Origin of the sequence: Burkholderia sp. Bp8986, from assembly GCF_003854225.1 — a bacterium.
In the GTDB taxonomy this organism is placed as follows: domain Bacteria; phylum Pseudomonadota; class Gammaproteobacteria; order Burkholderiales; family Burkholderiaceae; genus Burkholderia.
In genome coordinates this window covers 13,700-26,987 of the sequence record NZ_QTQM01000021.1, presented here as the reverse complement: position 1 = coordinate 26,987, position 13,288 = coordinate 13,700, and the positions used below count along the sequence as shown (strand labels likewise).

Sequence of the window (13,288 nt, the reverse complement as noted above, 5' to 3'; positions counted from 1 at the left end):
CGTACATGCAAAGGAGCGAAACATGAGTACCCCCCCGACTGGTGCCAACAACACGCAACAGGTCCAGCAGCAGGCGGACGACCTGACCAAGACGCAGCTCGAACTGACGAAGATCAACTTCCAGGTCCAGCAGTCGACCGCGACGTTCGAAACCAGCAACGCAGTGACCGCGCAGGAAGGGACGGCGAACGCCCAGGTTGCGCAACACCTGAGTTCCGCCGGCCGCGCATGACGCCGGTCGCCGGCCGTGCCGCGCGACGCCGGATGCCGGGGCCGCCCGTGACGGGCGCCCGGCGGGGCGCATGCGCGTGGCGGCCGGCCCGTTCCCGGCGCTGCCGGTCAAGGAGGACACGATCATGTCGGTAACAGGCGTAGGCGCGGCACCCCCGGGCGCGGCCGCGCTCGCGGGTGCCGTGCAGCAGGCGGGCACGGCCGATCCGGCGCAGGTGCGCCAGTTCGATGCGTTGATGCAGCCGGGTGCCGCGCCGGCCGCGACGTCGCCGTCGGCGTCGGGCGTCGCGATGATGTCGCGCGCGCCGGCCGATGCGGCGCCGGCCGTGCAGATGACGCCCGCGACACCCGCGCAGGCGAACCATTCGTCGCTCGTCGAGCGGTTGCGCACCTACGGCAACGATCTCGACACGCGGTACGCGAACATCGACAAGCATCGCACCGAGATGCTGACGTCGATGGCGGACAACCGCAGCGATCCGCTGATGACGATGGTGAAGGCGATGGATTTCCAGTGGACGGCGACCACCACGATTTCGGAATACCAGTTGAGCCTGTCGGTCGCGCAGGCGGCGAACGGCTTCACGCACACGGTGCTGAAGACCCAGGAGTAGCGAAAGCCGGTGCGTGCGCCTGAACCGGCCGCGCGCCCTGAAGCGGACAAACGATGACGACGATCGATTCGACGCCGCGCCTGCATGCGTGGCGCAGCCGGGCGGCGCGTGCGCTGCTCGCGGGACTGCTCGCGCTGCTGGCGGGCTGCCAGAAGGAGCTTTACTCCGGCCTGTCGGAGCGCGATGCGAACCAGATGGTTGCCGTGCTCGGCGACGCAGGGATCAGCGCGGCGAAGGACAACGACGCGCGCGACACGTCGGATCGCAACGCATGGCAGGTGAGCGTCGCGGACGGCGACATGCAGTCGGCGCTCACCGTGCTGCAGGCGAACGGGCTGCCGAAGCCGAGCTACGCGAGCCTCGGCGAGCTGTTCCAGAAGCAGGGGCTCGTGTCGACGCCGGCCGAGGAGCGCGTGCGCTACCTGTATGGCGTGTCGCAGGACCTGTCGCGCACGCTGCAGGACATCGAGGGCGTGGTGGTCGCGCGCGTGCAGGTCGTGATTCCGGAGAACGATCCGCTTGCGGACAAGATCAAGCCGTCGTCGGCGGCGGTGTACATCCGCTACCGGCCCGGCGTGGACCTGCGCGCGATGGCGCCGATGGTCAAGGATCTCGTCGCGCACAGCATCGAAGGGCTGCAGTACGACAACGTGTCGCTGTTCCTGCAGCCGGCCGCCGCGCGCACGGCGCGCGTGGACGGGATCGGCAGCGCGGTGTCGGACATCCTGCGGCTGCGCTCGCCGCTCGGCTGGCTGGTGTTCGCGCTGATCCTGCTGACCTGCGCGGTGATCGCGCTGTCGGCCGCGCGGCGCGGGATGTTCGGCGCGCGGCTGGCCGGGCTGGTCGGCGGCGCACCGCGCGGCGGCAACGGTGCAGGCGGCGCGTCCGCGCAGTCGGGCGGCAGCCTGCGCACGCCGGACGGCGCGCGCGACGGCGCATGAACGAGCCGCATGTGCTGCCGCCGGGCGTTGCGCCCGATGCCGTGTCGCTGCCGTGGCTGCAATCTCTCGCGGCGCCGCCCGCTGCGCGGCGCGCGGCGTTTCATGCGCTCGTCTGCGAATTCAACCTGAGGCCCGACCGTTATCTGCACGTGACGCGCGTGCCGGCCGACTGGCCCGCGCGTTACCGCTCGCCCGACGCGTTCGGCCCGGCCGGTCGCAAGCTGCTTGCGCGCCATCTGCTCGATGCGAACGGCGTGGCCGAACATCACGACTTCGACCTCGCGAATCCGTGCGCGCGGCTTGCGCTGCTGCCCGGCGCGGCGCTCGAACAGCTCGCATCGTATGCGGGCTTGCTGCTGCATCGCGGCTGGCTGCGCGATGCGCTGGCCGTGCGCCGCATTCGCGCGGAAGTCGCGGCGAAGCTCGGCGGCGATGCATTGGAGCTCGCGCTCGAGCGCGCGCCGGAATTCGGCGCGCTCGCGGACACGCTCGAACCGTGGCGCGCCGATCCGGCTGCGCTGCCGGTGGTGATCCGTGCGCGCGGCGGGCGGCTGCTCGCGGATTTCATCGGCGTGGCGGGCGATGCGGTCGCGCGGCGCGCGCGCCTGAAATTCAACCGCGCGATCGACGACGAAGCGCCGTACTGGCTGAACCGCGCGCAGCGCGACCAGTTCGGCGAATTGCTGTTCCTGTTTCTGATTCCCGAGAGGCTTGCGTCATGGGACTGGCTTTTCTGATCACGAGCGACAACCTGCAGCTGCTGTCGGAGCGCAAGGTGCTCAAGGAGCGCGAATACGCGGCGCTGCTCGACGCGTCCGCGGTGATCGCGACCGCGCGCGACGAGGCCGCGCGCATCGTCGCCGATGCGCAGCGCGAATTCGACCGGCGCCAGGCGGCCGGCTACGACGAAGGGATGCGCCGCGCGCAGCGCGAGCATGCGGCGCAGGCTTATACGCATGCGTTGGCCGCCGCGCGCACGATGGAGTCGATGAAGGATTCGATGGCCGACATCGTCGTGAAGGCCGTGCGCGCGATCGTCGGCGAGATGGCCACGCAGAAGCTGTACGAGGCCGCGCTCGCGCGGATTGCGCCGCTCGTGCGCGACGAGGCGTTCCTGATCGTGCGGGTCGCGCCGGGCCGCGAGGACGAGATGCGCGACGCGCTCGAGCGCGCGTTCGCCGGCCAGTCGAACCGGCAACGGATCCGCATCGTCGAGGATGCGCAGCTCGAACGCCACGCATGCACGGTCGAGACGCCGTCCGGGCGCATCGATGCGAGCCTCGACCTGCAGATCGACGCGCTGCGCCAGGCGATCCGCCGCGACGCGCTGAAGGGCTCGCCGCGATGAACGCGCCGCTCGACGATCCGCAACCGAACGGCCGCGAGAGCGACGACGATGCCGCGCCGTTCGATCGCGGTCGCCTCGTCGGCGATCTCGACGCGGGGCTCGCGTTCTTCTCGCCGGTGTCGGTGCAGGGCCGCGTCAATCACGCGGTCGGGCAGATCCTCAATGCGACGGGCATTCGCGCGCGGCTCGGCGAGATCTGCGAGCTGCGCACGCCGAACCAGCCGACGCTGCTCGCCGAAGTGGTCGGCTTCTCGCGGCAGACCACGCTGCTTACGCCGCTCGGCGACGTGGCCGGGCTGTCGCCGGAGACGAGCGTCGTGCCGTCCGGGCGCGAGCATGTGTTTCCGGTCGGCGAAGCGCTGTTCGGCCGCGTGCTCGACGGGCTCGGCCGGCCGCTCGACGATCGCGGGCCGGTGACGGGCGCCGCGTGGGTGTCGACGCAGCAGGACCCGCCGAACCCGCTCGCGCGCAAGCTGATCGACACGCCGTTTCCGACCGGCGTGCGCGTGATCGACGGCCTGATGACGCTCGGCATCGGCCAGCGCGTCGGCATCTTCGCGCCGTCCGGCGTCGGCAAGAGCACGCTGCTCGGGATGATCGCGCGCGGCGCGCAGGCCGACGTGAACGTGATCGCGCTGGTCGGCGAACGCGGCCGCGAAGTGCGCGAGTTCATCGAGCACAGCCTGTCGTCCGAGGTGCGCGCGCGCTCGATCGTCGTCGTGTCGACGTCCGATCGTCCGGCGATGGAGCGCGTGAAATCCGCGCTGGTCGCGACCGCGATCGCCGAGCACTTCCGCGATGCGGGCAAGCGCGTGCTGCTGCTGGTCGATTCGCTGACGCGTTTCGCTCGCGCGCAGCGCGAGGTCGGCCTCGCGAGCGGCGAGCCGCCGACGCGGCGCAGCTTCCCGCCGTCGACGTTCGCCGTGCTGCCGCGCCTGCTCGAACGCGCGGGGCAGGGCGCGACCGGCTCGATCACCGCGCTGTACACGGTGCTCGTTGAAGGCGATGAGGAATCCGATCCGATCGCCGAGGAAGTGCGCTCGATCCTCGACGGTCACATCGTGCTGTCGCGCAAGATCGCGCTCGCGAACCGCTATCCGGCGATCGACGTGCTCGCGAGCCTGTCGCGCGTGATGCCGCTCGTCGCGAGCCGCGCGCATCAGCAAGCGGCCGCGCGCGTGCGCGAGCTGATCGCGAAGTACCAGGAAATCGAGCTGCTCGTGCAGATCGGCGAGTACCGCGAAGGCAGCGACCGGCTCGGCGATCTCGCGCTGCGTGCGCGCGATGCGATCGGCGCGTTCTGCGCGCAGGCGTCGCACGAGGACGTGCGTTTCGACGCGCTGCTCGCGAAGCTGACGAAACTCGCGAACGACCATGTCTGAAGCCGACGACCGTCTCGTGCTCGCGACGCTCGCCCGCCTGAAGCGCGTGCGCGAGATGCGCAGCCAGATCGCGCGCGTGGCGGCCGCGCGCCAGCAGGGCATCGCCGCGCAGAGCCGGCGCGCGCTCGACGCCGCGCACGCGCAGCTTGCGCAGCAGGTCGCGGCGAAGGCCGCGATCCAGACGCGCCTCGCCGATGACGTGCGCGAGGCGCGCGCGTTGCAGAACGCGGCGGCCGATACGCGCACGTTCGACCGCCATATCGGTGTCGCGCACGCGTCGGTCAGCGAGGCCGCGCACGTGCACCGCGATCACGAGGCCACGCTCGCCGACCTGCAGCGCGCCGCGCGCAAGGCGAAGGCCGCCGAGGACAAGCTCGACAAGGCCGGCGAGAAGGCCCTGCAGGCGCGCGCCGCGCGGGTCGAGCGTGATGCCGACGAAGTCGCGGATGCGCATGCGGTGCGGCGCTTCGCGACGGCCGGCGTGTGGGCGGGCGACGCGCAGGGGCATGCATCGGGGCAGCGTGACATGGCGGCCGCGTTCGATGCGGAAATGGTGTCGCGACCGGCGGGGGTAGACGCGATGGACGCGACGGACACGGCAAACACGGCAAACACGCGCGCGGCGGCCGGCAACGCCGCGCCGGGCGGCGCAACTGTCCCGGCCGCCGCCGTCGACGATCCGGCGCCGCCCGCCGCCGCGGAGCGCCGATGCTAGACCACGCCGCGAACTTCAACGACATCGCCGGCACGCTGCGTCCGCTGCTCTACGTGATGCCGCGCCTGCTGCCGATCATGTTCGTCGTGCCGGTGTTCAACGAGCAGATCGTCACGGGCCTCGTGCGCAACGGCATCGCGGTCGTGATCGCCGCGTTCGTCGCGCCGGTGATCGACCCGGCACAGGTCGCCGCGCTGCCGTTCCTGATGTGGTGCCTGCTCGTCGCGAAGGAGGCGGTGATCGGCATGCTGCTCGCGGGCGCGTTCAGCGCGGTGCTGTTCGCGATCCAGGGCGTCGGCTACCTGATCGATTTCCAGACCGGCAGCGGCAGCGCCGCGTTCTTCGATCCGATGGGCGGGCACGAGGGCGGACCGACGTCAGGGTTCCTGAATTTCGTCGCGATCGCGCTGTTCGTCACCGCGGGCGGCCTGCAGGTGCTCGTGCAGCTGTTCGCACAGTCGTACGCGTGGTGGCCGATCGGCTCGCTCGGCCCCGATTTCTCGTCGATGCTGCAGACTTTCGTCGTGCGGCAGACCGACACGATCTTCGAATGGATGGTGAAGCTCGCCGCGCCGGTGATCATCGTGCTGGTGCTGGTTGAACTCGGCATCGGCCTCGTCGGGCGCGCGGTGCCGCAGCTGAACATCTTCGTGTTCGCGCAGCCGCTGAAGAGCGCGCTCGCGGTCCTGATGATGGTGCTGTTCCTGCCGGTGGTATACGCGTCGCTGCACGCGCTGCTGAGCCCCGATAGCGGGCTGATGGCGCTGCTGCGCGCGCTGTTCGCCGCGCACGGCGGCGCGTGACGGCCCCGCCGGAACCGGAGCGACGATGGCCGAAAAGAACCAGCAGCCGACCGCGAAGCGCCTGCGCGAGGCGCGGCAGAAAGGCGACGTGCCGAAGAGCGCGGAGACGATCTCGTCCGCGTTCTTCGTCGGCGTGTGCGTCGCGCTCGCGGTCGGGCTCGGCACGCTGTTCGCGCGGCTGCAGGCGCTGTTCCTGCTCGTGTTCGATGCGGCGGGCGCCAGCGATCCTTCCGCGCGGCTCGCGGTGCTGATCGACGGCGCCGCGCGCGACTGGGCGCTGCTGTCCGCGCAGATCGTCGCGGCCGGGCTGCTGGCCGGCCTGCTCGCCGGCTTCGTGCAGGTGGGCGCCGTGATGGCGTGGAGCCGGCTCGTGCCGCAGCTGTCGCGGCTCAATCCCGCCGAGGGGCTGAAGAACATGGTGTCGATGCGCAACCTCGTGAACCTCGCGAAGATGCTGCTGAAGACCGTGCTGCTGGTCGCGACGCTCGGCTGGCTGATCGTCGAGTCGCTCGACCCGGCGGTGCAGTCCGGCTTCACGCGGCCGATGTCGATTCTCGCGCTGATCGTGAAGCTGCTGATGCTGCTGTTCGGCTGGGCCGCGCTGATCTATATCGTGATGGCGCTGATCGACATCGTGCATCAGCGGCGCGAGTTCAATCAGAAGATGAAGATGTCGATCGAGGAAGTGCGGCGCGAGCACAAGGAAGACGAAGGCGACCCGCACATCGAGGCGAAGCGCCGGCAGCTCGCGCGCGAAGCGCAGTTCTCGTCGCTGCCCGACCGGATCGGCTTCGCGTCGGTGGTCGTCTATTCGTCGAGCGTCGCGGTCGCGCTCTATTACGGCGGCGTCGGCACGCTGCCATGGGTGCTCGCGCGCGGCGAGGGCGAGGCGGCCGAGCGGATCGTACGGCTCGCGCGCGACGCGCTGCGTCCGACGCTTGCGAACGCCGGCCTCGCGCAGGCGCTGTACGAGAGCACGCCTGAAAAGGGCACGATCCAGCAACGGCATTTCCGCGAAGTCGCGCAGTTGCTGAAGTGGGCGACCGGCGCGGCCTGACGTGCTCGAACTGTCGGGGCCGGAACATCGAAAGGCGCGCGGTTCAGCGATGCGTCGTGATGCGGACCCGTTTTCGCTTCGCCGGGCCGGTCGCACGCAGTGCTTGACGCCGGTTTTTTTCCGGGTTCATCCGAGATTCACCCATGAATTATTGCTGATTTATTTCTTCGTAATATGGCTCGACCGTCAGCCGGACGGCGGGCTGCGAGGTTGCGCCGCCGCTGACGGAACAGGTCAACAGAGGCAGACAAATCAATGTGCGGAATCGACGGCTTTCTGAATAGCGTCGCCTTCGATGAGGAGACAGCGCGCGGCACGCTCGCGCGAATGACGGCGAGCCTCGCGCATCGCGGCCCCGACGGGCAGGGCCTCTGGGTCGACCCGGAAGCCGGTATCGCGCTCGGCCACCGGCGGCTTGCGATCGTCGATCTGTCGGTCCACGGCCGGCAGCCGATGGCATCCGCGTGCGGCCGCTACGTCATGGTCTTCAACGGCGAAATCTATAACCATCGCGAGTTGCGCGCGGAGCTCGGGCGCGCGGGTCGCGCACCGGCGTGGCGCGGCCACTCCGACAGCGAGGTGCTGATCGCGGCGATCGCCGCATGGGGCGTCGAGGCGGCGCTGCGGCGCGCGACCGGCATGTTCGCGTTCGCGCTGTGGAATCGCGCGTCGCGGATGCTGACGCTCGCGCGCGACCGGATCGGCGAGAAGCCGCTCTACTACGGCCGGATCGGCGACGCACTGGTGTTCGCGTCGGAGCTGAAGGCGCTGCGCGGCTACCCGGGCTTCGACGGCACGATCGATCGCGACGCGTTGTGCCTGTACCTGCGCCAGTCGAGCGTGCCCGCGCCGCATACGATCTATCGCGGCATCAGCAAGCTGCCGCCGGGCACCTTCATCCAGTTCGAGCATGCGCGCGACACGCCGCGCCTGCGCGCGTACTGGACGCTCGAGCAAGCGATCGAAGCCGGCCGCGAGCAGCCGTTCGAGGGCAGCGCCGACGAGGCCGTCGATCAGCTCGACACGATCCTGCGCCAGGCCGTCGCGCGGCAGATGGAAGCCGACGTGCCGCTCGGCGCGTTCCTGTCGGGCGGCATCGATTCGTCGGCGATCGTCGCGCTGATGCAGGCACAGTCGGCGAAGCCGGTCGACACGTTCACGATCGGCTTTCACGAGGCCGGCTACGACGAGGCCGGCTATGCGAAGGCGGTCGCGCGTCACCTCGGCACGCGGCATACCGAGCTCTACGTGACGGCCGACCATGCGCTCGGCGTCGTGCCGAAACTGCCGACGATCTATGACGAGCCGTTCTCCGATGCGTCGCAGATTCCGACCTTCCTCGTGTCGGAGCTGACGCGCCGGCACGTGAAGGTGAGCCTGTCCGGCGACGGCGGCGACGAGCTGTTCGGCGGCTATACGCGCTACTTCCTGACGCCGCGCCTGTGGCGCAAGCTGCATCGCGTGCCGGCGGCGGTGCGCGCGCGGATCGCCGCCGCGCTGCATGCGCTGCGTCCCGATCATGCGGACCAGCTCGCGGCGGTCGCGCAGGGCGCATGGAGCGGCGTGGAAGCGCGCGACTCGGCGACCCGCATCGGCGACCGGCTGCACAAGCTCGGCCACGTGATGACGGCCGAGAGCCGCATCGCGCTGTACCGGCTGCTGATGTCGTCAGTGCATCATCCGGAGCGCATCGCGCTGGCCGGAAAGGAACCGCCGACCCCGCTCGATACGGTGTCCGCATGGCCCGCGAACCTGAGCTTCGCCGAGCAGGCGATGGCGATCGACACGCTCACGTACCTGCCGACCGACATCCTCGCGAAGGTCGACCGCGCGGCGATGGCGGTGAGCCTCGAGACGCGCATGCCGTTCCTCGATCATCACGTCGTCGAATTCGCATGGCGCGTGCCCGCGTCGGTGCGTTTGCCGGAAGGGCAGTCGAAGGCGCTGCTGCGCCGGCTGCTGGACCGGTACGTGCCGTCGGCGCTGATCGACCGGCCGAAGCAGGGCTTCTGCGCGCCCGTCGATCACTGGCTGCGCGGCGCGCTGCGCGACTGGGCCGACGCGTTGCTGCAGCCGTCGCGGCTGCGTGACGAGGGCTTCTTCGACGCGGCGGCGGTCGACCGGCTGTGGCGCCAGCACCAGACGGGCCGGATGAACTGGCAGCACCAGCTGTGGACGGTGCTGATGTTTCAGGCTTGGCTGGAGGCGCAGCGCGCTGCGTGAAGCGGGGCGGTGCCGAAGTTTCGCGCACGCTTGGAGGCACAGCGCGCTGCATGAAGCGGGATGACGCGGCGCGGTTCGGATGTGCCAGGCATGGCTGGAGGCACGGCGCGCCGCATGAAGCGGGGCGATGCGGCACGCCGCGTCATCCGATGCACGTCATGCCGGCGTCGCGTCGACGCTCACTGATCGAGACAGCGCACGCACAGCCGCTTCGCCTGGCTCGCCGGCAAGCCGCGGCACATCATCACGACCGGGCGCGCATGGCACGACGGCGCGTCGGCGGAGGCCGCGGGCGACGCGAGCCTGCGCGCGCGTTCGGGCGGCGTGGTCGCGGCCGCGTCCATGCGCCGTTGTCGCGCGGGCGGCGGCGTATCGCTCACCACCGGAATCGGCTCGACGCCGCCTTCGCGCGCATTGCGTTGCGCGCTCGCGACGACGCGGCTCACGTAGCCGCTCGAGAACCCGGTCGTGAAGTTGCCGCTGTAGTAGCACGACAGCGCCGCGCGCAACGCGGCCTGCGCGGGACGGCCGGTATTCGACGAGCGCGCGAAGCATTCGGTCAGGATCGCGCCGCCCGCCCGCAGGTTGCGGCACGGTTCGAACATCGTCGTGTCGTCGAGGCCGTATTTCGCGAAGTTTCGTTCGTTCACCTGAGCTAGGCCGACACTGTAGCTGAAGCCGCGCGCGGCCAGCTCGCTCGTGGTCGCGCGCGCTTCGTCGAGCGACGCGGGCTGGCGCGTCAGGTGGCCGCCGACCACGCCGATCGCATACGGGTTGAAACCGGATTCGGTGCGCACCAGCGCGGCGAGCGTGTCGGGATCGACGTTCGGCGCGCACGCGCGCGCGAGCTGCGCGAAGCCGGCGGCGCTGCCGGCCGCGTGCGCGCTGCGCGGCTGCAGGCCCGCGCAGGCGAGCGTCAACGCCAGCGCGATTAGCACGGCCGGCGCGATCACTGCGCGCAGGTTCGGCACGACGCTGCGCAACGCGCGCGCGTTCATCCCGCCCCCGCCACGCGATACGACAGCACGAGCCCGTGCACGAGCAGCGACCAGCCGTCGAGCGCGACGAACAGCAGCAGCTTGAACGGCACCGAGATCGTCGTCGGCGAGATCATCTGCATCCCGAGCGCGAGCAGGATGTTCGCGACCAGCAGGTCGACGACGATGAACACGATGTAGATCACGAAGCCGATCTGGAACGCCTTGGTCAGCTCGGCGAGCGTGAAGCTCGGCACCAGCACGAGCAGGTCGTCGTCCTTGATGCCGTCCGCGCGGTTCTTCGGCCAGACCGAGGTTGCCGTGCGCACGAAGAATTCGCGATCGCGCTGCCGCGTGTGCGACACCAGGAAATCCTTGACCGGCGGCAGCGCGGCATCGGCGAGCGCGCCGATATCGGCGGTCGACAGCTGCCCCGACGCGTCGAAGTGGCGTGCCTGCAGCGCGTCGCGGATCGACATCCCGACCGGCGCCATGATGAACAGCGACAGGATCAGCGCGATGCCGTTCAACACGAGGTTCGGCGGCACCTGCTGGATCCCGAGCGCGGAGCGCAGCAGGCCGAGCACGACCACGAGCTTCGTATAGCTCGTCACCATCAGCGCGGCGAACGGCGCGATGCCGAGCGCGGCGATCACCGCGATCAGCGCGACCGGATTCGGCAGGCTGCCCATCGTTCAGCGCTCGCGCGGCGCGGGCTGCGTCAGCGTGACGACGCGCACGCCGAGCTTCTGACCGACCGCGATCAGGTGGCCGGTGCCGATCAGCATCCCGTTCGCGACGAGATGGATCACGCTCTGGTTGATGCCTTGCTGCAGCTCGATCACCGCGCCCGGCTGCAGTGCGCCGAGTTCGCCGAGCGGGATCGATGTGGGCGGCAATTCGAAACGCAGGTCGACCGCGAGGCCGTCGAGCGAGCGCGGCGCATCGTCGGGCGGCGCATCGTGCGCGCTCGCGGGCGGGGTGTCGGTGCGGGTCGGTTCCAAAGGCATCTCCCTGATTCGTTCGACGGTCAGCCGGTTGCCCGACGGCCGTCCGGTAATCTCCCACGCCGGCGCGGCCGGCACCCGCGCGACGCACAGCAGGTTCTGCTCGTGCGCGCGCCAGCGCTCGATCGCGATGATGTCGCCGCCGACGACGTCGGCCAGCTCGGCCATCGTCAGCTCGGTCCGGCCGATCTCGAACACCAGCGGCACCGGCAGGCCCGCATACGCGGCGCGGGTGTCGGGCCGCGCGGCCGCCGGCGTCGGTGCTGCGAAGAACACCGCGAGCGCGTCCGGCGCATCGAACAGCAGCGCGCCGTGGCAGCGCCATGCGCCGTCGGCGCGACGCAGCTCGAAGCGCAGCGCGGCCGGCGCGGTGCGCCACGCGGGCACGCCCGCCGGCGGCGGCAGCAATTCCACGCGCTGCCGCGTCGCGGCCTGCAACACGGCCGAGAGCGGCGCGGCGAGGTCGGCGAGCAGCGCCGCGCGGATCACGGCCGGCACGGCCGGGTCGGCCGCGTCGCCGAGCCATGCGCTTTCCGCGACCGGATCGATCCACAGCGTGCCGGCGGCCGGGCCGATGACGAAGCGGTAGGCATGCGCGTCGGCGGCCGGTTCGGCATCGACGCGCCAGCGCACCTCGTACGCGTGTTCGCCGAGCGTGACCGGGACCGCGGCCGTCGCGCCGTACGCATGCGACAGCCCGCGCGCGGCGGCGGCGGACAGGCGCGGCAGCCAGGGCGACGCGTCGAGCGCGACCGCGGCCGCGGCCGGCGGGGGCGGGATGGCGGGCGCGGCGGCGGCCGGGGTGGCGGCGGCGGGCGGAGCCCGATTCGCGGCGTCGCCGGCGTCGGCATTCGTCAGGGACAGCGCAGGCACGGCGGGATCAGGGCGGATTCGGCGTTGGTTCGACGGGTTGTTGTGGCCGGCGGCGCAGGGGGCGCGCTGCTGCTGCGTCGATTGTAGGGACGCCGCCGGCCGCGTGCCGCGCCGGAATCCGTAGTCGTGTCCAGCGCGGGGCCGCGCGGGTGGCGGCGAGCTACGAAGCCTTTTGTCGGGGGCGTGGCGGGGCGGTGGTGGGTCGGCGCGGTGTCGCGGCGGCGTGGCGTGCGATAGCGCAGCCGCTAATCGACGGCACGCGCGCTTGCATGCGACTGCCGCAAACGCGGCCGCCGCCCGATGGCGGCGGTCGTGTCGCGGCGGGGAAGGCGTGCCCGGCCACGAGACGCTCCGGGTCGCGCGTGCAGCGCCGTGGAGGAGCCTTGCCGGCGCGCCTCGCTGCGGCGGCGCGCGGGTGAGCCGCTACGCGTTACGCGTAGTCGGCGGCCAGCGCCTGCTGGGGTGCGGCGCGCAGGATCGGCGCCACATCGTGGCGTTCGACGTGCGTCATGGCCGCGCCGAACAGCACCAGCCGATAGCCGACCGCATAGATCGGGATGATCCGCAGGTTCTTGTCGTGATCGAGCTGCAGCTTCGAACGGATGCGCGAGATATGGGTGTCGAGCGTGCGCGACGACACGCCGAGCTCGCGGCCCCAGACCGCTTCCTGGATCGCTTGCCGCGGCACGATCTTGTTCATGTTGTCGAGCAGGAATTCGACGACATCGAATTCACGCGGCGTGACGTCGACGACTTTGTTGTCGATTTCGATCGTGCGGCGCACGAAGTTGATTTTTATGTTGTCGATGTACAGGTATTTGCAATCCATGTTGGCCCTCGCATGTCCGTAAAGGAGTGTTTGCGGGTCATGTACCGCAACTTCCGGGCCAGGGGCTGACTGACAGGAATCGACGGGCGGTCGGAGCGGGGTGGGCGGCGCGCCAGCGTTGAATCTAAAAGAATTTTTAACGTGGGGCGTGTGGTGTGCTTCGAAAGGGTCGGAGCAACATTGAAGGATTGTTACGTAGCATCCGGCGGGAACGTTACGGGCGTTACGGACGTTACGGGCGGCGTAACGTGCGGAACGCGCGGTTCGCCCAGCGCGAACGGGTTTCGG

At 70.5% G+C, this 13,288-nt stretch carries 14 protein-coding genes; 10 read left to right on the top strand and 4 right to left on the bottom strand.

Annotation, left to right across the window (positions count from 1 at the left end; translation table 11 throughout):
- Positions 1-22: 22 nt before the first annotated feature.
- The 10 genes from DID99_RS19565 (at position 23) to asnB (ending at position 9,314) form a co-directional block, all read left to right on the top strand.
- Positions 23-232 (top strand): hypothetical protein, encoded by a 210-nt coding sequence (locus DID99_RS19565; RefSeq protein WP_044847609.1) that lies wholly within the window; start codon positions 23-25, stop codon positions 230-232.
- A gap of 124 nt (positions 233-356) precedes the next feature.
- Positions 357-845, top strand: a complete 489-nt coding sequence (locus DID99_RS19560; protein ID WP_124667375.1) for a hypothetical protein — start codon at positions 357-359, stop codon at positions 843-845.
- A 53-nt stretch (positions 846-898) separates the two neighbouring features.
- Positions 899-1,786 (top strand): type III secretion system inner membrane ring lipoprotein SctJ, encoded by an 888-nt coding sequence (gene sctJ, locus DID99_RS19555; RefSeq protein WP_044847610.1) that lies wholly within the window; start codon positions 899-901, stop codon positions 1,784-1,786.
- The gene (locus tag DID99_RS19550) at positions 1,783-2,523 is read left to right on the top strand and encodes a SctK family type III secretion system sorting platform protein (RefSeq protein WP_044847611.1); all 741 of its coding nucleotides are present in this window, start codon (positions 1,783-1,785) and stop codon (positions 2,521-2,523) included. Before sctJ ends, DID99_RS19550 begins: the two co-directional genes overlap by 4 nt.
- The gene (gene sctL, locus DID99_RS19545; protein WP_124667330.1) at positions 2,505-3,134 is read left to right on the top strand and encodes a type III secretion system stator protein SctL; all 630 of its coding nucleotides are present in this window, start codon (positions 2,505-2,507) and stop codon (positions 3,132-3,134) included. Before DID99_RS19550 ends, sctL begins: the two co-directional genes overlap by 19 nt.
- Positions 3,131-4,516: a type III secretion system ATPase SctN gene (gene sctN / locus DID99_RS19540; protein ID WP_124667329.1), complete on the top strand. Its 1,386-nt coding sequence runs from the start codon at positions 3,131-3,133 to the stop codon at positions 4,514-4,516. Before sctL ends, sctN begins: the two co-directional genes overlap by 4 nt.
- On the top strand, positions 4,509-5,231 hold the full coding sequence (locus tag DID99_RS19535) for a hypothetical protein (protein ID WP_124667328.1): 723 nt from the start codon (positions 4,509-4,511) through the stop codon (positions 5,229-5,231). Before sctN ends, DID99_RS19535 begins: the two co-directional genes overlap by 8 nt.
- On the top strand, positions 5,225-6,034 hold the full coding sequence (gene sctT / locus DID99_RS19530) for a type III secretion system export apparatus subunit SctT (RefSeq protein ID WP_124667327.1): 810 nt from the start codon (positions 5,225-5,227) through the stop codon (positions 6,032-6,034). Before DID99_RS19535 ends, sctT begins: the two co-directional genes overlap by 7 nt.
- Before the next feature lie 25 nt (positions 6,035-6,059).
- On the top strand, positions 6,060-7,091 hold the full coding sequence (locus tag DID99_RS19525; protein ID WP_124667326.1) for an EscU/YscU/HrcU family type III secretion system export apparatus switch protein: 1,032 nt from the start codon (positions 6,060-6,062) through the stop codon (positions 7,089-7,091).
- Positions 7,092-7,346: 255 nt separating this feature from the next.
- Positions 7,347-9,314 carry an asparagine synthase (glutamine-hydrolyzing) gene (asnB, locus tag DID99_RS19520; RefSeq protein WP_124667325.1) on the top strand — a complete coding sequence of 656 codons (1,968 nt, stop codon included), beginning with the start codon at positions 7,347-7,349 and terminating at the stop codon, positions 9,312-9,314.
- Between the two features lie 179 nt (positions 9,315-9,493).
- Here the strand turns inward: asnB and DID99_RS19515 are convergent, their stop codons facing one another.
- The 4 genes from DID99_RS19515 to DID99_RS19500 all read right to left on the bottom strand — a co-directional run bounded on the left by DID99_RS19515 (position 9,494) and on the right by DID99_RS19500 (position 13,000).
- Positions 9,494-10,312 carry a lytic transglycosylase domain-containing protein gene (locus DID99_RS19515; protein ID WP_124667324.1) on the bottom strand — a complete coding sequence of 273 codons (819 nt, stop codon included), beginning with the start codon at positions 10,310-10,312 and terminating at the stop codon, positions 9,494-9,496.
- Positions 10,309-10,983, bottom strand: coding sequence for a type III secretion system export apparatus subunit SctR (gene sctR / locus DID99_RS19510; protein WP_044847619.1), 675 nt, complete (start codon positions 10,981-10,983; stop codon positions 10,309-10,311). The genes DID99_RS19515 and sctR overlap by 4 nt, the downstream gene beginning before the upstream one ends.
- 3 nt (positions 10,984-10,986) lie before the next feature.
- Positions 10,987-12,171, bottom strand: a complete 1,185-nt coding sequence (sctQ, locus tag DID99_RS19505; RefSeq protein WP_124667323.1) for a type III secretion system cytoplasmic ring protein SctQ — start codon at positions 12,169-12,171, stop codon at positions 10,987-10,989.
- A gap of 430 nt (positions 12,172-12,601) precedes the next feature.
- Entirely contained in the window at positions 12,602-13,000 is a 399-nt protein-coding gene (locus DID99_RS19500) for a winged helix-turn-helix domain-containing protein (protein WP_044846633.1), read from the bottom strand.
- Positions 13,001-13,288 lie beyond the last annotated feature (288 nt).